Annotated in this window: 17 protein-coding genes; 10 read left to right on the forward strand and 7 right to left on the reverse strand. The window is 67.3% G+C overall.

Annotated features, from left to right (window positions below):
• The first annotated feature begins 73 nt into the window (after nt 1–73).
• Complete coding sequence (locus tag OHA10_RS17980) at nt 74–4,180, forward strand: S8 family serine peptidase (RefSeq protein ID WP_371407362.1); 4,107 nt, start codon at nt 74–76, stop codon at nt 4,178–4,180.
• Between the two features lie 36 nt (nt 4,181–4,216).
• Nucleotides 4,217–5,116: a hypothetical protein gene (locus tag OHA10_RS17985; protein WP_371407363.1), complete on the forward strand. Its 900-nt coding sequence runs from the start codon at nt 4,217–4,219 to the stop codon at nt 5,114–5,116.
• 56 nt (nt 5,117–5,172) lie between these two features.
• Here OHA10_RS17985 and OHA10_RS17990 read toward each other — a convergent pair whose 3' ends face one another.
• The gene (locus OHA10_RS17990; protein ID WP_371407364.1) at nt 5,173–6,024 is read right to left on the reverse strand and encodes a hypothetical protein; all 852 of its coding nucleotides are present in this window, start codon (nt 6,022–6,024) and stop codon (nt 5,173–5,175) included.
• Nucleotides 6,025–6,179: 155 nt separating this feature from the next.
• Here OHA10_RS17990 and OHA10_RS17995 point away from each other — a divergent pair, with 155 nt between their 5' ends.
• The 3 genes from OHA10_RS17995 (at nt 6,180) to OHA10_RS18005 (ending at nt 10,029) form a co-directional block, all read left to right on the forward strand.
• Nucleotides 6,180–7,559, forward strand: coding sequence for an N-acetylmuramoyl-L-alanine amidase (locus OHA10_RS17995; RefSeq protein WP_371407366.1), 1,380 nt, complete (start codon nt 6,180–6,182; stop codon nt 7,557–7,559).
• Nucleotides 7,556–8,794: a SpoIID/LytB domain-containing protein gene (locus OHA10_RS18000; RefSeq protein WP_371407367.1), complete on the forward strand. Its 1,239-nt coding sequence runs from the start codon at nt 7,556–7,558 to the stop codon at nt 8,792–8,794. The genes OHA10_RS17995 and OHA10_RS18000 overlap by 4 nt, the downstream gene beginning before the upstream one ends.
• Nucleotides 8,795–8,946: 152 nt before the next feature.
• Nucleotides 8,947–10,029: a glycoside hydrolase family 76 protein gene (locus OHA10_RS18005; protein ID WP_371407368.1), complete on the forward strand. Its 1,083-nt coding sequence runs from the start codon at nt 8,947–8,949 to the stop codon at nt 10,027–10,029.
• A gap of 54 nt (nt 10,030–10,083) precedes the next feature.
• On the opposite strand, the gene OHA10_RS18010 is transcribed toward OHA10_RS18005, so the two are convergent.
• Nucleotides 10,084–10,944, reverse strand: coding sequence for a peptidylprolyl isomerase (locus OHA10_RS18010; RefSeq protein WP_371407369.1), 861 nt, complete (start codon nt 10,942–10,944; stop codon nt 10,084–10,086).
• Between the two features lie 487 nt (nt 10,945–11,431).
• Between OHA10_RS18010 and OHA10_RS18015 the strand changes: the two genes are divergently transcribed.
• Entirely contained in the window at nt 11,432–11,926 is a 495-nt protein-coding gene (locus OHA10_RS18015; RefSeq protein WP_371407370.1) for a GNAT family N-acetyltransferase, read from the forward strand.
• Here the strand turns inward: OHA10_RS18015 and OHA10_RS18020 are convergent.
• From OHA10_RS18020 to OHA10_RS18035, 4 genes are all read right to left on the reverse strand, one after another.
• Nucleotides 11,875–12,282, reverse strand: coding sequence for a bleomycin resistance protein (locus OHA10_RS18020; protein ID WP_371407371.1), 408 nt, complete (start codon nt 12,280–12,282; stop codon nt 11,875–11,877). The genes OHA10_RS18015 and OHA10_RS18020 overlap by 52 nt on opposite strands.
• 54 nt (nt 12,283–12,336) lie before the next feature.
• Nucleotides 12,337–13,065, reverse strand: a complete 729-nt coding sequence (locus OHA10_RS18025) for an SMI1/KNR4 family protein (RefSeq protein WP_371407372.1) — start codon at nt 13,063–13,065, stop codon at nt 12,337–12,339.
• A 41-nt stretch (nt 13,066–13,106) separates the two neighbouring features.
• A complete protein-coding gene (locus OHA10_RS18030; RefSeq protein WP_371407373.1) occupies nt 13,107–14,897 on the reverse strand; it encodes a biotin carboxylase N-terminal domain-containing protein in 1,791 nt (596 codons plus the stop codon).
• 65 nt (nt 14,898–14,962) lie between these two features.
• Entirely contained in the window at nt 14,963–15,406 is a 444-nt protein-coding gene (locus OHA10_RS18035; protein WP_371407374.1) for an Lrp/AsnC family transcriptional regulator, read from the reverse strand.
• A 60-nt stretch (nt 15,407–15,466) separates the two neighbouring features.
• Here OHA10_RS18035 and OHA10_RS18040 point away from each other — a divergent pair, with 60 nt between their 5' ends.
• The 4 genes from OHA10_RS18040 to OHA10_RS18055 are packed head-to-tail and all read left to right on the forward strand — an operon-like array spanning nt 15,467 to nt 19,183.
• A complete protein-coding gene (locus OHA10_RS18040) occupies nt 15,467–15,751 on the forward strand; it encodes a hypothetical protein (protein WP_371407375.1) in 285 nt (94 codons plus the stop codon).
• Nucleotides 15,751–16,680 carry an SMP-30/gluconolactonase/LRE family protein gene (locus OHA10_RS18045; protein ID WP_371407376.1) on the forward strand — a complete coding sequence of 310 codons (930 nt, stop codon included), beginning with the start codon at nt 15,751–15,753 and terminating at the stop codon, nt 16,678–16,680. The genes OHA10_RS18040 and OHA10_RS18045 overlap by 1 nt, the downstream gene beginning before the upstream one ends.
• Entirely contained in the window at nt 16,673–19,036 is a 2,364-nt protein-coding gene (locus OHA10_RS18050) for an NB-ARC domain-containing protein (protein ID WP_371407377.1), read from the forward strand. Before OHA10_RS18045 ends, OHA10_RS18050 begins: the two co-directional genes overlap by 8 nt.
• Nucleotides 19,037–19,042: 6 nt before the next feature.
• Complete coding sequence (locus OHA10_RS18055) at nt 19,043–19,183, forward strand: hypothetical protein (RefSeq protein WP_371407378.1); 141 nt, start codon at nt 19,043–19,045, stop codon at nt 19,181–19,183.
• Nucleotides 19,184–19,190: 7 nt separating this feature from the next.
• On the opposite strand, the gene OHA10_RS18060 is transcribed toward OHA10_RS18055, so the two are convergent.
• The gene (locus OHA10_RS18060; RefSeq protein WP_371407379.1) at nt 19,191–20,627 is read right to left on the reverse strand and encodes an Nramp family divalent metal transporter; all 1,437 of its coding nucleotides are present in this window, start codon (nt 20,625–20,627) and stop codon (nt 19,191–19,193) included.
• Nucleotides 20,628–20,662 lie beyond the last annotated feature (35 nt).

Here is a 20,662-nt window from a genome sequence, read left to right on the forward strand (position 1 = left end):
CGGGCGGCTTACCCTCCGTTTGTTGAGCCCGCGGCCTGGCTCGGGGGAGCCGCTCCACTGCGGAGGGGAAAGTATGAGACGTCGCCTGAGGTACTCTGCTGCGCTCGTCGGCCTGACCGGTCTGATCGTCGCGTCGATGTCGGCACCGGTACACGCCGCGACCCAGGACCATTCGCCGCCCGGGCAGGGGCCGGGTGCGATGCAGGTCCAGTCGGCGACCGACGCCGCCTCGGCGAAACTCGACCCGAAGCTCGAGGCCAAGGTCAAGAAGGGTGACACCGCCCCGGTGGCCGTGTTCGCCACCGTGCAGGGCGATTCCGCCAAGGCCCAGCAGGTGCTCGGCAACGCCCATGTGGCGAAGTCCGGGGACGCCGCGCTGGTGATGGGCTCGATCCCGGTGCAGGCGCTGCCGAAGCTGGCCGCCGTACCGGGGGTGGTCTCCGTCCAGCCGGTCGAGCTGGCCCGCACCGGACAGCCGCTGTCCGACCCCGATCCGAGCCTGCACCAGGCGCCGACCGCGGCCGAGCTGAAGGCGGCGCTGGCCAAGGTCAAGTCCGACGACGTGCCGTACGACCAGGCTCCGCCGCTGCGCGGCTCGAACTTCGACAAGCTCCGCAAGCAGAACCTCCTCGACGCCAAGACGCACAACTTCACCGGCGCCTGGAACGCGGGCTTCGCCGGCCAAGGCGTGACCGTCGGCGTACTGGACGGTGGCACCGACTGGGGTCACCCCGACCTGGTCAACACCTGGCAGACCTGGACCGGCCAGACCGGCGACAAGGCGGGCTGGAACGGCTGGCCGAAGGCCTTCGACCCGTACGGCACTCTTCAGTGGCTCTCGGCACCCGACCAGGTCGACCAGGGTCTGTCCTGGTTCACGAAGACCACCGCGGCCACCTGCACGAAGACCGGCGCGACCTGTTCCGTCGACTTCGCGACGAAGACCGGACCGTCGCGCAACTTCAGCGCTCCGACCGGCACCAAGCAGCACACCTACAGCTTCCCGGCCAAGTGGAGCAAGTCCGGCAAGGTCATGCTCGGCAGCCACCCGGACGACCACCTGCTCCAGCTGTACGGCGAGCGCCCGGGCTTCCTGGTCACCGACCCGCACAAGGCCGGCGTCTACGACACCGTGTACGTCGACCTCGACGACGACTACTCGTTCGCCGACGAGAAGCCGGTGAGCAAGTCGTCGCCGGCGTCGTACCGCGACATGAACGGCGACGGCTACACCGACCTGTCCGGCGGCCTGCTCTACTACATCTCCGACGGCAAGACCCCGATCCCGGGCGGCCTGGACATGTTCGGCGTCGACGACACGTCGTACGGCTCCGGTCAGCTGCTCGCGTGGACCGGTGACTTCGACCCGGCGATCGAGGGCCACGGAACGCTCACCGCGTCGAACATCGTCGGCCAGGCGGTGATCAACGGGAAGGCGCCGACGTTCAAGGACCTCCCCGGCGGCAAGTACGCCGGTGCCGTGCTCGGCGGCGCGCCGAAGGCCAAGCTGGCGCCGTTCGGCGACATCTACATGGGCTTCGACTTCTCCACCCAGTTCGGGTACCTGCTGTCCACCCGCAAGGGCGTCGACGTCACGTCCAACTCGTACGGCGAGTCGACCACCGACAACGACGGCTGGGACGCCGCGAGCCAGGAAGCCGACGTGATCCATGACGGCTTCAAGACCACAGCCCTGTTCTCCACCGGCAACGGCGCACCGGGCTTCGGTACGGCGACCGCCGCCGCGCCGTCGACCGCGATCGAGGTCGGGGCGTCCACGCAGTTCGGCGGCACCGGCTGGGACTCGATCGTGCGGACCAGTCAGATCACCGACAACGATGTGATGGTGTGGTCGAACCGCGGCTTCGGCGCGAACGCGACCAACGGCGTCGATGTAGTTGCCGATGGCGCCTATGCGCCGGGTGACGCGACCCTGAACACCATCCTCGACGGCCGGAACGCGTGGGTCACCTGGGGTGGCACGAGTCGCTCGACCCCGGTTGCCGCCGGTGCGACGGCGCTGGTCTACCAGGCGTACGAGAAGGCGCACCACGGCGCCGTACCGGCCGGCTTCTACTCGACCGCGCAGGACATCCTGAAGTCGTCGGCGAAGGACCTCGGGTACGACGCCAACGTCCAGGGCTCCGGCTCGATCGACGCGGGCAAGGCCGTGGCCAGTGCGCTCGGCCGGCGCGCGACGGTGTCACCGACGGAATGGCGGGTGGGTGACTACCGCGGCACGGAGTACCCGGTCTTCGCGAACATCATCTCGCCCGGTGGCACGGACACCCAGAAATTCAACATCAACGGTGGTGGGGCCTGGCAGGTCAGCGACCGGCAGTTGGTCCGCACCGACACCGACACACTGTCGTTCAGCAGCAAGGATCTGAGTCAGGAGAGTACGGGCAACTTCAACGCGCCGGACTACCTGATAGACCTGACGAAACAGGTCAAACAGCATCGCAACGCGGATCTGATGGTGGTCAAACTCGAGTATCCGCGGAGCGAGTTCGACGGCAACAACGACCTGACCGAGGACCAGGCGTGGCGGCTGCTCACGTACAACTGGACCGACGTCAACCACGACGGCAAGCTGTGGACGGACAAGAACCACAACGGCGTCGTCAACCACACCGACAAGACGACCAGCTCGAACATCGACGGCTTCCTCGACCTGGACTTCGCCAAGTCGGAGATCGAGCAGGGCGAGTACAGCCGCTTCATGTACCACCGGGCCGGCTCGAACGCACTGCAGTCGTACGTCGCCGATCCCGCGAAGCGGATGGCCGACGGTCTGTTCCTCGGTCTGCAGCACTCGGCGAAGAACGCGAAGATCCCGGTCACCGACTTCAAGGTGTCGATCGACTGGTACCAGAACACCGACTGGAAGTGGGTCACCACGCCGCACACCGCGAACGGCTCGTTCACCGCGTCGATCAAGGTGCCGAGCAACGCGCCGTACGGCATGTACTCCGGTGCCGTCGTGCTGCAGCGCGGCTCGGACTCGATGGTCGTGCCGGTGTCCGTGGCGGTCGCCGCGACCGCGACGCAGGACGCGAGCGGCAAGATCACCGGGGCGATCAACTTCGGCGGTGACGACGTGGCCCAGGCGCAACGGAACCTGACGTACAACAACGGCACGGTGTTCGGTGCGAACGACTGGACCTGGCGGGCCGAGTCCGGGGACTGGCGGTTCTTCTATCTCGACGTACCGAAGACACCGGCGGAGGGCACGAAGTTCCTGGCCAACACGAGTTGGGAGGATTCGGGGCCGTACACCGATCTCGACACGCTGATCATGGGCAGATCGGTGAACCACTTCCAGCTCGAGCCGGATTCCGTGTACGGCGCGCCGTACACGATCGACACGGTCGGGAAGAGTCCGAACACCAACGTCCGGACCGGTGCCTGGCTGTTCAACACCGCGACCGGTGGGCCGGCCGATGTGGTCACGGCACCGGCGCAGGAGGGGCTGCAGGCGCTCGCACTGCACCAGGTCAGCTGGCAGGGCGACAAGTTCAACACGCCGTTCAAGGTCCAGCTGGGGAGTGCGTCGGTGACGCCGTCCTCGGTGGTGCAGACCGCGACCGGTGACACCGGCGGGTTCGACGTGACGTTCGACTCGAGCGTGCCGCTGGACGGGCTGAAGGCGGAGGCCTTCGGTCTGAGCCAGCCGAGTACGACGACCGAGACGGCACATCAGGACAACCCGGACGACCCGTCGACGTCGAGCGTGAAGAAGAACATCACGCTGTCGCACGCCTCGCGGCTCAGCGTCAGCACGGCACTCGACAGCAACGACCTGGACCTGTACGTCGTCCGGGACGCCAACAACGACGGCGTGTTCTCGCCGTCCGAGATCGTTGCCTCGTCGGCCGGCGGTACGGCCAACGAAGCGGTCGATCTGGTCAACCCGCCCGACGGCAACTACCAGATCTGGGTACACGGCTTCTCGGTCTCCGGTACGCCGGCGTTCACCCTGAACGTGAACGCGATCCAGGGCAACGACCTGACCGTCAGCGGTGTGCCGACCGGTCCGGTCCCGGCCGGTACGCCGGTCACCCTGCACGTCGACTACAACAAGGCGATGACACCCGGCCAGAGCTACAACGGCGAGCTCCTGCTCGGCCCGGCCTCGGCTCCGACCGCCCTGTCCGTCCCGATCAAGATCACCAGATAACGCAACTTCGGCGGCGGAGGCGGTATCGGGAAGAGTGTGAAGACACTTACCTCCAAACGCGCCTCCGCCGTGGCCGCGGCCGCCGCTCTGCTCGGCGGCCTGGCCACCGCAACGATGACTACGGCTCCGGCCGCCGCGAACACCACTGCGGCGGCCGGAGCCTGCACCATGTCCGTCGGCTCGATCACGGCCGCCGGGGACATCGCCAACACCGGCGTCACGGCGTCGTCGCCGATCAAGTCCACGCGCGGGGCCGGCCCGCACCTGTTCGCTCCGGGGCTCGCGAAGATCGCGTCGACCTGGACCACCACGATCGGAGTCGCGGGCGAGGACACGACGTACGGCGAGGTCGTGGTGAACGGCACGCTGTACTACGGCGAGTACGGCCACGACTCGACCGGTAAGCCGACGAGCAGCCTGAAGTCAGAGGGCGTCGGGTACCAGGGCTACAAGGCGATCGAGTCGTCGTTCTACTGGGGCAAGACCGTGCGCGGTGCGGACTACCGGCTGCGTGGCGACGGCGTGCTGTACCGGTTCGCGAACAAGCAGGTCACCCGCTACCCGGGCTACTCGGCGGTCAAGACGATGACGCTGATCAGCGAGACGCAGACCTACGACACCTTCCTCGCGGTCACGAACGGCGGCGCGCTGTACACGATCCACATCCCGACCGGCACCGCGGCGCCCACGGTCAAGAAGGTCCGCACGTCCACCTGGCAGAACTTCGACTTCCTGGTCGCGGAGAAGTGCGGCACCCAGAGCACGTTGCTCACGGCAATCGACAAGGACAGCGGTTCGGCGTATCTGTACGCCGTCGGCCACGCCAACGGCGCCGCCACCGTCATCCAGGGTCTGGGCAAGGTCCCCGGCACCTTCAAGGACCCGGTCTACTACCTGCATACCGCCGAAGGCACTCCGTCCCTCTTCGGCGAGTGAGAAAACTGACGTGACAGGGCCCCGGTGACCTGATGGTCACCGGGGCCCTGTGTGGTTCAGAAGTCGCCGCCGAAGTCTCCGCCGCCGAAGTCGAAGCCGCCGCCGTCCCCGCCGCCGTCGAACGGGTTGAAGTCGCCCCCGCCGTCGCCGCCTCCGCCGTCGCCACCATCTCCGCCGCCGTCGCCGCCGTCGGACTGGCCGTCCTCGTAACCGGCTGCGTAGTCACCGTAGCCACCGCCGGCGAACATGCCGCCGAGCGCGGTGCCGATGAACATACCGGTCAGCACCCCGCCGACACCGCCGAACAGACCCTGCGCGTACGGCGAGTAGGCCGGGCCGGCCTCCCAGTACGGCACTCGCTGCGGGCCGACCATGACCTTGCGGACGTCCGGCTCGGCGCCGGCGCGGACCCGCTCGGCGTCGGCCGCACAGGCCGGCACCTCACGCGGCGCGCCGCCCGGCGGCGACCACATCACGTCGACCACGGACGGGCCGTGCTGCGGGTTGAAGAAACACGCCGGCCGCCGCTGCGGCAGCGGCTGGTCGTTCACCCGGGCCTTGACGCAGGCCGCGGCGTACCGGCCGTCCTCGAGGATCTCGACCACGTGCTTGATCTGGTCGGCCTGGGTGACCTGGCCGATCGCCTGCTTGGCGGACTCGTAGGAGTCGAGCGCGCGCTGGTAGTCCTGCCGGGCACCCTCGCCCAGGTCCTTGCCGACCATCTCCAGGTCGAGGTCCTGCAGCTCCTCGCCGAAGCGGGTGATGTCTTCGTCGGCAGTGCGCTTCACCGACTCCAGCTCGGCGGCCGTGATCTCGTGCTTCTTCTTGTTCTGCAGCTGGGTCCGACGGTACGAGCGATATGCCAGAACCGCGATCACCACGACAGCGATGATCAGGATGTAGTCCATGTCGGGCCTCTCTCGGGGGCTTTACGCAGAGCCTACCGAATCCCTCAAGACACCCACGCCACGCACGGTGACGCAATCCCGGGAAAACGGTCACCAACCGCGCATAATCGGTGGCACCGCCCAGCGCCCGTCGTACACCGCCGGAAGGCTGGCTCATGCGCAGGACTGCCCGACTACTCCCACTCGTGCTGACCGCGGCCACCCTGATTCCCCTGCAGCACAACGATTCCGACGCTTCCTACCAGGAGATCCCGCTCGACGGCCCGACGATCCAGGCCCGTACCAAACCGTTTGGTATGGTCGCCGTCACCTGGCCGGAGGGCGCACAGAACGTCACGGCCAAGGTCCGCGTCGAACGCGACGGAAAGTGGACCGACTGGGAATCGTTATCGGTCGAGGACGAACACGGCCCAGATCCATTGGTACCTGAAGGAATTGAGCGCGCCGGCACCGAACCGTTGTGGGTCGGCAATGCCACCGGGGTCCAGGCCAGCGCCGTCACCGACAGTGGTACGACGATCGCCGGCGCTAAGGTCGTGCTGATCCAGCCGGGCGTACTTGCATCGGATGCCGATGAACCGTCCGCGCAATCGGTCGAGCCGGCCGCCTCGCGTGCGCCGTACCCGATGCCGTTGATGGTGAGCCGCAAGAGGTGGGGCGCCGATGAGCGACTCCGCACCCACAACGGGGCTGCGTGCGCGCGTCCGAAGTACACGACCACTGTGCTGGCCGCCTTTGTGCATCACACCGCGGACCGCAACGACTACACGCGTACGCAGGTCCCGGCGATGGTGCGGACGATGTACGCGTACCACGTGAAGAGCCGGGGCTGGTGCGACCTGGGGTACAACTTCTTGGTCGACCGCTTCGGTCGCGTCTTCGAGGGCCGGTACGGCGGTGCGCAGTTGCCCGTGCTCGGCGCACACACGGCCGCGTTCAACTCGAATTCGTTCGGTGTCGCGCTGATCGGCAACTTCGAACAGGCGACTCCGCCGGCAGCGATGCTGGAGTCGACCGCCCGTGTGATCGCGTGGAAGCTCGACGCCAACTATCGGTCGCCGTTGGCAACGATCACCCTCGACGGCAGTCGCCTGCACACCGTCTCCGGCCACCGCGACACCAAGGCGACCGCGTGCCCGGGGACTCAGCTGTACAACAAGCTTGGTTGGCTGAAGCAACGGGTCAACACATTGATGAGCGGTAGTTTCTCGACCCCGATCTACCAGTACGCGCGCAAGCTCGGGTTCCGCACCATCGGCCAGCCGTTCTGGGGCGAGCACCGGACCCGCACCGGCTGGGCGACGTACTTCGCCACCCGTGACGTCTTCTACTCGGTTGCCAGCGGCACGCATTCGACCGCGGGCGCGTTCCGGACCCGGTTCCGGCGGCTCGGCGCCGGCAGTGCACGGCTCGGGTTGCCGATCACCGAGGCGTACCGCGTGCCGGGCGGCTCCCGGCAGAAGTTCCAGCGCGGCTGGCTCGTCTGGGACCGCCGCACACGTCAGGTCCAGCTTGTGTACGGGAGAGCTTCATGAGAACGGTACCGATTTCCGGGCGTGCGATCGCGGCCGTCGTCCTGTCGTCCACAGTGATCAGCGCGACCGCGCAGGCTCGCGATTTCGTGCCGACCGCAACGGCGCCGGACACGACGATCAACGGCCGCGGCTTCGGGCACGGCCGCGGGCTTTCGCAGTACGGCGCGCAGGGTGCCGCGCTGGCCGGGAAGTCGGTCAAGCAGATCCTGGACTTCTACTACCCGGGCACGACGGTCGGCAAGGCGACCGGCAGCATTCGCGTCCGGGTCAGCGCTGACACCACCGACGGCGTGCGAGTGGGCGCGGTCAACAAGCTCAGCGTCAGATCCTTTGCCACCGGCAAGGTCTATGTGTTGCCCAAGGCATCCACGCGGAACCAGTGGTCGATCGACCCGAACGGTGAGCACGGGACGAAGCTCAGCTCGTACGACGCGAAGACGAAGAAATGGACGCTGTACAAGACGTTCACGGGGATGGCGCAGTTCGAGGGACCTGCCGTGATCGGGCTGGTCCTGCCGAGCGGCGCCGTACGGCGGTATCGCGGTGCGCTGCGGGCGATCGACGTCTCCGGTACGCATCTGGACACGGTGAACGTCGTACCGCTCGAGTACTACCTGCGCGGCGTCGTACCGCGGGAAGCCGTGTCCAGCTGGAAGCCGGCCGCGTTGCAGGCGCAGGCTGTTGCCGCGCGCACCTATTCGGTCTTCCATCGCGATCGCGCGACTTCGAAGGCGTATGACCTGTGCGACACGACGTCGTGCCAGGTGTACGGCGGGTACGACTCGGAGGAGACGTCGACGAACAACGCGATCGCGGCGACAGCGGGGCAGATCCGGCTGTACAAGGGCAAGCCGATCATCGCCGAGTTCTCGTCGTCGAACGGCGGGGCGACCGCGGCCGGGGACGTGCCGTACCAGCTGATGAAGGCGGACAGCTGGGACGCGTACCCGAAGAACGGGAACCCGAACGTGTCGTGGAGCGTGACGCGGTCGGCGGCGGACATGCAGTCGGTCTTCGCTGTTGGCTCGATCCGGTACGTGCGGGTGCTGAAGCGCAGCGGCGTCGGGCCGGGCGGCGGGCGGGCGCTGACGATCGAGGCCGTCGGGTCGAAGGGGAAGCGGGTGCTGACCGCGGACCAGGTCCGGATCCGGCTGCATCTGAAGTCCGGCTGGATCAGCTTCCCCGCTCGTCCACTTGATATGCCAACCGCAGTTGTCGAAGAGCCTGGTCGCTGAGCCATTGACGCCGTGTCCGTGCGCCGGTTAGAACGTGACATCGATGTCAACCGCCACCGCCCAGGAGGAGCAGGTCGATGCGCAGGAAATTTGGTATATCAACTCGTCTGGCCGCGGGAATGCTCGCGGTCACCGTTCTCGGGTCGCTGAGCATGACCACGGCCGACGCGGGAGCCGACGCGAACGCAGCTCGGGCGCACGCGTCGTACGACGCGATCAACAAGTACTTCGACGCCGGCAAGGGTGGACTGCTGCTGGAGGAGTACCCGAACACACAGTCCAACCCGTACTCGTACGTCTGGCCGTACTCGCAGGCGGCGATCGCGGCCGAGGACCTGGCCGGCATACCCGGCGCTGGTCGCCAGGGCTCGGCCGAGGCTGATCGGCGGCTCGCGGCGTACGAGTTCTACTGGAACTCCGGTACGACGCCGACCGGGTACGACTCGTACGTGCGACCGCCGAACGGTCAAGGCGGGGACAAGTTCTACGACGACAACGAGTGGATCGGGCTGAACCTGATCCAGCGGTACAAGCGGACTGGTGACCGCGCTGCACTCGCCCGTGCGAAGGACATCTTCGCGCTCGTCGTCCACGGCTGGGACACCGATCCGTCGCACCCGTGCGCCGGCGGCGTCTACTGGACCCAGGCCCCGTGGAGCCAGGACCGCAACACGGTGTCGAACGGACCTGGTGCGGAGCTCGGCGCGCATCTGTACCTGCTGACGCGGGACAAGTCGTACCTGACGTGGGCGCAGCGGATGTACACGTGGGCGCAGACCTGCATGCTCGCGCCGAACGGCCTGTACTGGGACCACATCGACCTGGCCGGCAACGTCGAGAAGACCCAGTGGAGCTACAACCAGGGCGTGATGCTCGGCGCCGGGGTTCTGTTGTTCAAGGCAACCGGCAACCCGAAGTACCTACGCGATGCGAAGTCGGTCGCGTCGGCGTCGCTGGCGTTCTACAACACGCCGGAGATCCTCGCGAAACAAGGCGCTGCCTTCAACTCGATCTGGTTCAAGAACCTGCTGATCCTGGACTCGGTAGCCCCGGACTCCCGCTACCGCAAGGCGATGCAGTCCTACGCCAACTACAACTGGACCACCACCCGAGACCCCGCCACCAACCTGTACCACTTCGACGAAGGCTCGGTCGAGTTGCTGCAGCAGTCCGGCATAACCCAAATCCACGCCCTCCTGGCCTGGCCCCGCTCCCGTTACCACCTTCTCGCCTGACAAATGCCGCGCCGCCCGGCCCCCGCAGGGGACGGGCGGCGCGGTTTCTTTTGCCTAGGCTGCCGCGGTTGCTGTCTTGATCTCGACCGGCGTGATCGGCGTACCGTCCTGCGGCCCGTTCTGCGGGGTAACGCCCGCCTCGGCCACCTTGTCGATCAGCTTCACGCTGGCCTCGTCGATCGTCCCGAAGGCCGTGTACTGCGGCGTCAGCCCCGACGCGTCGCCGTACACGATGAAGAACTGGCTGCCGTTCGTATTCGCCCCGGAGTTGGCCATCGCCAGTATCCCGCGTCCGTACTTCAGCGTCGGGTACACCTCATCCGCGAAGCTGTACCCCGGGCCGCCCGACCCGCTCCCGGTCGGGTCGCCGCACTGCAGCACCTGCAGACCTTCGCCGACCGTCAGCCGGTGGCACTTGGTGTTGTCGAAGTACTTCTGCCCGACCAGGCTCAGGAAGTTCTTCACCGTACACGGCGCGAGCGCACTGTCCAGCGTGAGCTGCAGATCGCCGATCGAGGTGTCCAGACTGACCTTCGACGTACCCGACGCCTTCGTCTTCCCGTCGGCCGGCGGGTTCACCTTCTTGCTGGCCGGCTCGGCGCTCTTCTTGTAGGTGCAGTTCACCTCGGCCGGGAGCGGCGTCGCCCGCTTCGGCGCCGGTGCCATCGCAGTCGGAATACTCGCCGGCTTGTTGTCCGGCCCCGTCGACGCCTGGTCACCCGACGCGGCCGCCGGCTTGTCGTCACCACCCACCCCGAACACCACGAAGACCCCGACGATCACCACGACCACCGTCGCCACGGAAGCGATCGTGATCGCCAGGTTCCGCCGCTGCCGCCGCCGCTCAACCTCCCGCTCGGCCAGCCGCTTCGCCTTCCGCGCCGCCAACTGCTGCTGATGGGTCTTCTTGGACATGCAGTAACCCTCCTCACCGGAATGCCTGACGGGAACCTACAGCGAAAACCTGAGAACTGTCTGTCAATCCCCGAACAACACCAAATCGACACCCACCATCCCAACGGCCACCGCTCCGCGGCGACAGCCTATTGCCGCCTTCGGCGGTGTGCGGACCGTGGTGAGAGCGACTGCGGTTCGCGCGGATGAACTGTGGGCGCGAGAGGCGCGTAATGGACACCGCTGCGTGATGACGGTTCTGTTGCCGCCTCTGGCGGGGTGCGGATCGTGGTGCGGGTGCTGATGACCCAGGGGCCGGCGCACGAGGCCGTGAGGCTCGTGGCCCGGGGCTTGCGGTGAGGTGGGTGGGGGTGATCGCCGCGATGGGCGGTTTGACCGATGGGCGCTGGTCGTGTGGTCAGCTCGGCAGGCCATGCTCGCGGGCAGATGGTGAGTGTGGGGAGGAAATGAGGTGAGGAGCTGGGGCGGGGAGATGAGACTGAAGAGTGTGACGACTGTTCGAGGTGTTGGGGATGGGGATGTCGGCGACTGTTTGGGGATTGTGCGGGCGTTGCCGGAGTACTTCTCCGAGGGCGTGGCGGAGAAGGTGCGTGAGGATCTCGGACGGCACCTGGCGTGGGTGGCTGTGCGGGGTGAGCGGGTGGTTGGGTTTGTGGTGGTTGAGCGGAAGGGGCCGCTCGCGGCGGAGGTTCTTTGGGTGGCGGTAGACGCGGCAGATCGTGGGCAGGGGATTGGCCGGCGGTTGGTGAACGAAGTACTGCGGGAGGTGCGGGCGGACGGCGTACGGGTGGTTGAGGTGAAGACGCTGGATGCCAGCGCGAGCTACGAGCCGTACCGGGCAACCCGGGCCTTCTGGGAACGGATGGGTTTCGTGCAGATCGACACGATCGACCCGCTACCGGGCTGGGACCCAGGCAACCCGGCCGCGATCTACGTCGCCGCGCTCGAGCCGACGACCGGGCGCCGACCAAGCGAACTCTGAAAGCGGACGAGATACCCGTCGGGGTCGGTGACGAGGAATTGGTTGACGCCGGTCTCTTCCTGAGGGGTGACGCGGTACCACTTGGTTTCCGGCTCCATGAAGAGCGGATAGTCGGCGGCGGCGAGCGCAGAGAGGATCGGCGCGAGCTCAGGCACGCTGATCTGGAAGTTGATCCCGCGTCCCAGCGGCCGCTCCAGCGGACCGGTGACCCAGTTCCGCCCGACGCCTTGCTGTTCGAGCATCACGTGCGCCGATCCACGTACGACGTACGCGAACCCCTCCTCCTCGCGCTGGTATTCGACCGCAAACCCGCAAAGCCCACACCAGAACTCGAGGCTCCTCGCCACATCGCCCACCAGGAGTTCAGGTACCAGCGATGGCTCAGCAGACGAACTCACGCGCCAATGCTTTCAGACCTCGACGGACTTCCACCGGAGGCGCCCGTCGTCGATGTACGGCGACCATCCCATGGCCGGGTGCGTTGGAAACGGCGTGGCGGCATGCAGGCGGCGACCGTGATCTTGCAGCGCGGGCTGGTCGAGGGTGAGGGAGTCGGCCACATCGGCCAGCATCTCGGTGATGCTGAACCACTCCGGGATGGAGAACCCGTCTGACTCGTTGTCGAAGGTGCCGACGCACCCATGATGCTCGCCCTCACGAAGGTCGACGAACAGGAGGCAGTCGGTCCCCGCGTCGCCGATCGGCAGGAACGCGTCGAGCCAGTCGAAGGAACGGGTGCCTGCCGGGTCCTGTTCGTTGGAGAGTGGTCGGTCGGGAGAGACCGTGGCGGTGATCCCCTGCAGCATCTCGCGATAACGCAGCATTTGCTCGATCCCCATCGGGATGTAGAGGAACGGGATGAGCCTGCCGAAATCCGCCTGCCACCCGAACCCGTTGTTCAACCCGAGCCAGGCAATCAGATCGCTCGGCAGCCGGCGCCTCATCGCATCCCGAAGCCCGGAGATCTCAGCCGAGGATGCCGGTGGCTGGAGGTGATCCAACCCGCGCGGCAGATGCCTCGCCAGCCACCCGGTGATCAAACTCCACGACTGCACCACCGAATCATTCATAACTTCCGCACTATGCCAGAGCCTCAGGTCCCCATGGACCGCAATCCGCACACCGCCGACGGCGGCCAACAAATCAGCCGCCGCGGAGCGGTGTCCTTCGGGTGGTGTTCTTAGTCTTTGATTTCGCAGATGGGGGCGCCGGCGGAGACGGTGGCGCCTACCTCGGCGGTTAGGCCGGTTACCGTGCCGGACTTGTGGGCGTTGAGGGGCTGCTCCATCTTCATCGCCTCCAGGACGACGATGAGGTCGCCCTCGGCGACCGTGGCGCCTTCCTCGACGGCGATTTTGACGATGGTGCCTTGCATGGGGGAGGTGAGGGAGTCACCGGACGCGGCGGAGCTCTTCGCCCCGCCGGCTCGTCGCGACGGCTTCTTCTTCGCCCCAGCGCCAGCACCAGCGCCGGCCACAGCAGCACCACCGACAGCACCAAGACCGGCTGGCAGTACGACCTCGAGGCGCTTGCCACCGACCTCGACGGTTACCTTCTCCCGCTCGCCCTCTTCGACAGGCTCGGCGACCGGGCCGTCGTACGGCGTGAGCTGGTTGTCGTACTCCGTCTCGATCCAGCGCGTGTGCACCTTGAACCCGTCGGTCCCGACGAACGCCGGATCCGACACCACCGCCTGATGGAACGGGATGACGGTAGGCATCCCCTCCACGACGAACTCACGCAGCGCCCGCCGCGACCGCTCCAGCGCCTGCTGCCGATCCCGCCCGCTCACGATCAGCTTCGCAACGAGCGAGTCGAACGCACCCGGCACCGTCTCGCCCTGGTCGTACCCACCGTCGAGCCGCACCCCCGGCCCCGACGGCGCGTGCCACCGCGTCAGCGTCCCCGGCGCAGGCAGGAACCCGCGCCCGCCGTCCTCCGCATTGATCCGGAACTCGATCGAATGCCCCGACACCACCGGGTCGTCGTACCCAAGCTCTTCACCGTTGGCGATCCGGAACATCTCCCGCACCAGATCCAGCCCGGTGACCTCCTCGGACACGGGGTGCTCGACCTGCAGCCGCGTGTTCACCTCGAGGAACGAGATCAGCCCGTCCTGCCCGACCAGGAACTCGCACGTCCCCGCTCCGACGTACCCGGCCTCGCGCAAGATTGCCTTCGAGGACGTGTACAACGTGTCCAGTTGCGAGGCAGACAGGAACGGCGCCGGCGCCTCCTCGACCAGCTTCTGGTACCGGCGCTGCAGCGAGCAGTCCCGCGTCGACACCACGACAACGTTGCCGTGGGCATCGGCCAGGCACTGGGTCTCGACGTGCCGCGGCTTGTCCAGGTACCGCTCGACGAAGCACTCGCCGCGCCCGAAGGCCGACACAGCCTCCCGGGTCGCCGACTCGAACAGCTCCGGGATCTCCTCCATGGTCCGCGCGACCTTCATCCCGCGACCACCACCGCCGTACGCCGCCTTGATCGCGATCGGCAGCCCGTACTCCTCCGCGAAGGCAACCACCTCGGAAGCATCCGCCACCGGGTCCGGCGTCCCCGGCACCTGCGGCGCGCCGACCTTCTCGGCGATGTGCCGCGCCTTGACCTTGTCGCCGAGCGAGTCGATCGCCGACGGCGGCGGACCGATCCAGATCAGCCCGGCGTCCAGAACGGCCTGCGCAAAGGCGGCGTTCTCGGCCAAGAACCCGTACCCCGGGTGTACGGCGTCCGCACCCGACCGCGCCGCCACATCCAGGATCTTGGCGATGTTCAGATAGGAGTCGGCCGGTGTCGACCCGTCCAGTGCGTACGCCTCGTCGGCGAGCCGGACGAACAGTGCGTCGCGGTCCTGGTCGGCGTACAGCGCGACGCTGCCCAGCCCCGCGTCGGCGGCGGCCCGGACGACCCGGACGGCGATCTCGCCCCGGTTGGCCACCAGCACCTTGGTGATCTGCTTGCTGTCGGACACAGCTGACTCCCTTCGGCTGGCCTGAGTCTAGGGTGAACCGGCCGCCGAAGGAGACAGGGCGTTCCTCACACCACGGCGGGTTGCCGCTCGAAGAACGACTCCAGTACGACGACCGTCTGCGTGCTGGTCACGCCGTCGACCTCGTGGAGAGCGCGCAGTGTCGCCTGCAGGTCCTCGGTGGTCGTCGTCCGGACCTTCACCAGGACCGACGCCGGGCCGGCGATGATGTGCGCCTCCTCGACCGCCGGGATCCCCAGCAGCGCGTCGCGGGAGTCGCCCATCCAGGCGTTCGCCTCGAGCAGGACATACGCGAGTACGCCGCGGCCGAGCGCGGCCGGGTCGACCTCGATCGTCGTACGCCGGATCACGCCGGCCGCCTTCAGCTTGCGCACCCGCTCGTGCGCCGACCCCGCCGACAGCCCGGCGATCTCGCCGAGCGCGGCGTACGACTGCCCGGCATCCTCCTGCAGCGCCGCCAGCAGCTTGCGATCCACATCATCTATGGTCATCTGCGTCCAAATCCATATCTCATTCTGCCAAATGCGATGATAGCAGGATATGGTTCAGATATGACCATCACTCTCACCAACACCCTGCCGCGGATCCGCGCCGAGTTGGTGGTGCTCGACGAGCGTTTCGCCCGGATCGCCGGCGACGAGTACGTCGAGTGCCTGTACGACGGCGGCCGCTGGCTCGAAGGACCCGCGAGCCGTCCGGCTACATCAACGGCACCATCGACCGCACCGGTCGGGTCTGGCGAGATCGCCATCCTTCCGGTTGGGAGGTTCGGTCGTCACGCATCACGGATAGGCTCAGCTGAAAGCGTTTGCAGCCGAGTTCGTGAGGAGTCGTGATGACGGGAATTCTCGAGCCGTTGGCAGGGACCGCACCGGCCGTCTGGGAGAAGCTGGACGACCGGTTCGCCGGGATCCGCGGAGACAACAAGCTCGAGCGGCTCTGGACCGGCGGACGCTGGGCCGAGGGCCCCGTGTACTCCGCGGCGGGGCGGTATCTGCTCTGGAGCGATATCCCCAACGACCGCATCCTGCGCTGGGACGAGACGTCGTACCAGGTCTCCGTCTTCCGGCAGCCGGCAGGCAACACCAACGGCCACACCCGCGACACCGAGGGCCGGCTGGTGAGCTGCGAGCACGGCAACCGGCGGGTGACCCGGACCGAGCACCACGGCGGCATCACCGTGCTCGCCCACGAGTACGACGGGAAGCGGCTGAACAGCCCGAACGACGTCGTGGTCAAGCGGGACGGATCGGTCTGGTTCACGGATCCGGCGTACGGGATCGACAGCGATTACGAGGGCTACAAGGGCGAGATCGAGACCGGCGGGTGCCACGTGTACCGCGTCGGGACCGACGGTGCGCTGACCCGCGTCGCCGACGACTTCAACCGGCCGAACGGGCTCGCGTTCTCGATGGACGAGTCGTTGCTCTACATCTCCGACTCGGAGGAGGGCACAATGCGCGTCTTCACCGTCGAGGGCGACAAGCTCTCCGGCGGCGAACTGTTCGCCGAGTGCGGCAACGGCATCTTCGACGGCTTCCGCCTCGACACCCAGGGCCGCATCTGGACCTCCGCCGCCGACGGCGTCCACATCTACCACCCCGACGGCACCCTGCTCGGCAAACTCCTCGTCCCCGAAACCGTCAGCAACCTCACCTGGGGCGGCCCCAAGCGCAACCGCCTCTTCATCACCGCCACCACCTCGGTCTACTCCCTCTACACGACCGCAAACGGCGCCCCGGAGGCCTACGGCCCGCGTGTCTGAGTTCGGCGAGGTACTGCGAAGGTTCCGCAAGGCGTCCGGCCTCTCCCAGGAGCGCCTCGCGGAATCTTCCGGTGTCAGCGTCGAAGCGATCAAGTCACTGGAGGCCGGCCGTCGGCGTCACCCGCGGCCGCTGACGCTGAAGCTGCTGGGCGACGGACTCGGACTCACCGGGGCCGACCGCGCGGAACTCGTTGCCGCCGGCACCAAGGCACGGACGACGAGGCCGATGCCTGAACAGTTGCCGGACGATCTGCAGGACTTCGCGGGTCGCGACGAACAGGTCACCGATCTCGAGAAGTTGTTCTCGACCGGCGAGGTCCGCCACGGCGTCGTGGTGGTTTCTGCGATCTCCGGCATGGGCGGCATCGGCAAGACCGCGCTCGGCGTTCACGTCGCGCACCGGCTGCGTGACCTGTTCCCGGACGGCCAGCTGTATGTGAACCTCCGGGGCTTCGGGCCTGGCGATCCGCTGAGCGCGGCGGAAGCGCTCGGCCGGCTGATGGACGGTCTGGGAGTGCAGAGCGCACCCTCGGCCGGTGTGGACGAGGACGCGGCCAGGTACCGCTCGGCGCTGGCCGGTCGGCGGGTGTTCGTCCTCCTGGACGACGCGGCGAGTGAGTCACAGGTGCTGCCGTTGCTCCCAGGGAGCTCGACGTGCGCGGTGCTGATCACGAGCCGCCGTCCGCTCACGGCCCTGCCCGGAGCGGCGCAGCTCGCCTTGGCAGCGCTGCCCGACCATGAAGCCCTGTCGATGCTTGCGCAGGTCGTCGGGGACGGTCGCGTCGAGTCCGACCGCGCCGGCGCCCAGGCGATCGTCCGGCTGTGCGGCGGTCTCCCACTCGCTCTTCGGATCGCGGGTGCCCGGCTCGCCGCGCAACCGTCGTGGAGCGTGCGGGAGTTCGCTCAACGGTTGCAGACCAGCCGCCGGCGACTCGACGAACTGTCGGTCGGCGATCTCGACGTCCGGATGAGTATCGAGGTTTCGTTGACCGCGGCAACGGATCACGACGCCGGTGCGGTCGCGGCGTTCGGCCTCCTCGGTCTGCACGAGGGCGACGAGCTGGACGTCCGGGTTGCCGCCCGTCTGCTCGATCTCCCGGTCGCCGAGACCGAGGACCGGCTGGAACGACTCGTCGACCTGCACCTGCTGCAGTCGAACGGGCCGCGGCGGTATCAGTTCCACGATCTGGTCCGCGCGTACGCCCAAGAGCTGGCGGCGGCGCAGACCACCGAAGCAGAGCGTCTCGCTGCCCGAGACCGTGTCATGGCCCTGTACGTGGCAATGGTCTGGCGGGCCCGGACGACGCACGGCATCGGCCGGATGTCGCGGGAGTGGTTCGACGAGCGGTGGCTCAGTGGGACCGATGACCTCGAGTACGACGAAATCATGGCCTGGCTGGACGCGGAAGCGAGCGAGGTTCTCGCCGCAGCTCGCCGACTGACGACCGGACCGCACGCCGATCCCGCGACCGTTGTCCGACTCGCGGTCGGCATGGTCCTGTTCTGGGCCGACCGTCGCCGCAACGCGGAGGGTGCACAGCTCGGTGAGTTGGCGGTGTCGGCGCTGCAGCGCGATCCGAGCTGCGGGCCGCCGTGGGCCGAGGCCTCGATCAGACACAACCTGGCGCAGCACTACTCGGTCACGTCGGACTTCGAGTCGGCGGCGGCGCACATGAGGGTTGCGGTCGACCTGTCCGCGGCGCAGGGCCATCAGTGGTTGCAGATCCACAGCCTGCTCGGCCTCGCCGAGTTCTCCGAGCGTTTGGGCCGACTGGACAAGGGCATGGCACATGCGCAGGCCGGGCTCGAGCTCGCCCTCGACAGTGCTGACGAGTCCGCCGAGGGACAGGCGCGATTCACCCTCGGGGTCATCGCCGGACGACTAGGTCAGCCGGAGGTGCAGGATCGGGAGTTCGACTTGGCTGCGACGTTGGTGCGGAGAAGTGGCCCGGATTCCTTCCACTGGTTGATCCGCTCGATCGGCGACGCCTATCGGCGCTGCGGCCGGAGCGCGAACGCGCGCGACTGGCTCCGTGCCGAATTGGCCGGGGTCATGTCCTCCGGCAGCCCGTTCACTGTGGCCGACCACCTCCAGCTCCTCGGTGCGGCTGAGGTGGAGTCGGCGGCGTACGAATCGGCGCGAGGCTACCTCGAGGAAGCGCTGGCGTTGATCGGTGACAGCAGTGGCGAGCTCGAGGCGAGGATCAGGCGTTCGCTCGGCGATGCACTGAACGGGCTCGGCGAATCCGAGACCGCCCAGGAGCAGTGGCAACTCGCGCTGCAGCTCTACAGCCGGTACGGCCTTCAACAGGCCGAGGAGGTTCGCGAGCTGCTGGAAACCCACTCACCTCGGTGAGCGTCGGTGGGTGATCGATGGCTTGCTGACCTGATCGAGGAGGGTGAGTTGTTCGAGGCGATCGGCGTTTGTCGCACCGTACGGGAGCGCGTCCAAGTGGTACGACGTACCGCAGCCGAGGAAGCCGCCGTGGACTTCCTCGGCTGACGGTCCGCTACAGCTTCTTCACCTGGTCGATGATCGTGAAGACGGCCAGGAACCCGAACGCCAGGAACGAGAACCCCAGTACCGCGGCACGCCAGGTGGTGATGCGGATCGCCTGCGGGAGGGCGCGCGAGTTCATCCACCAGAGCAGACCGGAGTACACGAACATCATCGTGCCGGCGGTGCACGCGGAGATGACCAGGAGCACCAGCGGCTGGGTCAGGCCGGCCAGCAGGACGATGATGCCGAAGGCAACAAGTCCCCAGACCAGCCAGAAGTACAGCTTGGACTCGGTGATCTTCGACTCGCGCAGGTAGCGGGCCTTGATCATGTCGGACGACAGCCGCGAGGTGTAGTCGACGATGCCGGTCGCGGCGGCGAACAGCGAGAACGCGCCGATCGCCCAGAACAGGTACCCGAACCAGCCGCCGACGAGGGTCTGCAGCGTCGTACCCTCGATCTTCAGGAAGCCGATGTTGTTCTTGACGTCCGGGTTCCCGAACAGGGTGGCGTGGGCGAGCATCGACGTGAACGCGATCGTGATCACGGTGATCGCGACGAACGTCGCGGCCTGCTCGATGTTCGCGAACTTCCACCAGCGCCTCCAGCGCGCCAGGTTCGCCTCGTCCGGTGTGAAGGTGTACCCGTTGGCGGTCGGATCGGCCTCGGTCTCACCTGTCACCGGCGATGTCAGCCGCGGCACATGCGCACCTTGGCCGAAGCCCTTGTCGCGGATCCAGTTGCTCTGCACAAGATTCTGGCCGCCGCCCGCACCGGCGTACGCGATTGCACCCATCACCAGCGCGAACCCGAGCTGGTCGGCCGGGAACTGCGGGTGGGTGACCGCGTCACCGAGCGCGCCGTACGTCTTCGCGCGGATCGCGAACACGAGCGCCAGGATCACCAGCAGTGCCACCGCGGCGATCTTCACCGCGATCAGGCGCTCCAACATCACGTAGACGACCGGCGCGAGCGTCAGGATCGCACCGATCAGCAGCAGCATCCCGATCGCGATCCACCGTGGGTCACCGGCGCCGAAAAGATACGTCAGCATCGAGGCCGAGCTGGTCGCCCAGCCGGGCCAGAGGTTCGCGAAGTACGTCATGATCGCGAAGAACAGGCCCCAGTGCTTGCCGTACCGGTTGAAGCCGGTCAACGCTGTCTCACCAGTTGCCAGCGTGTACCGCTCGATCTCCATGTTCAGGAACCACTGGACCACCACGCCGACGACGGCGCCCCAGAGGAACACCAGGCCGACCTGGCTGGAGATGTACGGCCAGAGGATGAACTCACCCGAGGCCAGTCCCACGCCGGCGCCGACCATACCGGGGCCGATGATCTTCCAGGTGTTCGTGGGCGGCTCGGGAAGGTCGCGAACTTGCGGTGCGGGCAGATTCTTGGTCGGTAGTGCGAATCGTCCGTGGTCAGTGGATGTGGTGTCTGCCATCAGGCTCCTCACTCTCCTCGACCCCCTGCCCCGGA

Source organism: Kribbella sp. NBC_00662 (assembly GCF_041430295.1).
Taxonomy (GTDB): domain Bacteria; phylum Actinomycetota; class Actinomycetes; order Propionibacteriales; family Kribbellaceae; genus Kribbella.

Bases quoted from the DNA above. Each gene is read 5' to 3' on its own strand.
- OHA10_RS17980 (WP_371407362.1), top strand. From the start codon at position 74: ATGAGACGTCGCCTGAGGTACTCTGCTGCGCTCGTCGGCCTGACCGGT.
- OHA10_RS17990 (WP_371407364.1), bottom strand. From the start codon at position 6,024: ATGGACTACATCCTGATCATCGCTGTCGTGGTGATCGCGGTTCTGGCA.
- OHA10_RS17995 (WP_371407366.1), top strand. From the start codon at position 6,180: ATGCGCAGGACTGCCCGACTACTCCCACTCGTGCTGACCGCGGCCACC.
- OHA10_RS18000 (WP_371407367.1), top strand. From the start codon at position 7,556: ATGAGAACGGTACCGATTTCCGGGCGTGCGATCGCGGCCGTCGTCCTG.
- OHA10_RS18005 (WP_371407368.1), top strand. From the start codon at position 8,947: ATGACCACGGCCGACGCGGGAGCCGACGCGAACGCAGCTCGGGCGCAC.
- OHA10_RS18010 (WP_371407369.1), bottom strand. From the start codon at position 10,944: ATGTCCAAGAAGACCCATCAGCAGCAGTTGGCGGCGCGGAAGGCGAAG.
- OHA10_RS18035 (WP_371407374.1), bottom strand. From the start codon at position 15,406: ATGACCATAGATGATGTGGATCGCAAGCTGCTGGCGGCGCTGCAGGAG.
- OHA10_RS18040 (WP_371407375.1), top strand. From the start codon at position 15,467: ATGACCATCACTCTCACCAACACCCTGCCGCGGATCCGCGCCGAGTTG.
- OHA10_RS18045 (WP_371407376.1), top strand. From the start codon at position 15,751: ATGACGGGAATTCTCGAGCCGTTGGCAGGGACCGCACCGGCCGTCTGG.
- OHA10_RS18060 (WP_371407379.1), bottom strand. From the start codon at position 20,627: ATGGCAGACACCACATCCACTGACCACGGACGATTCGCACTACCGACC.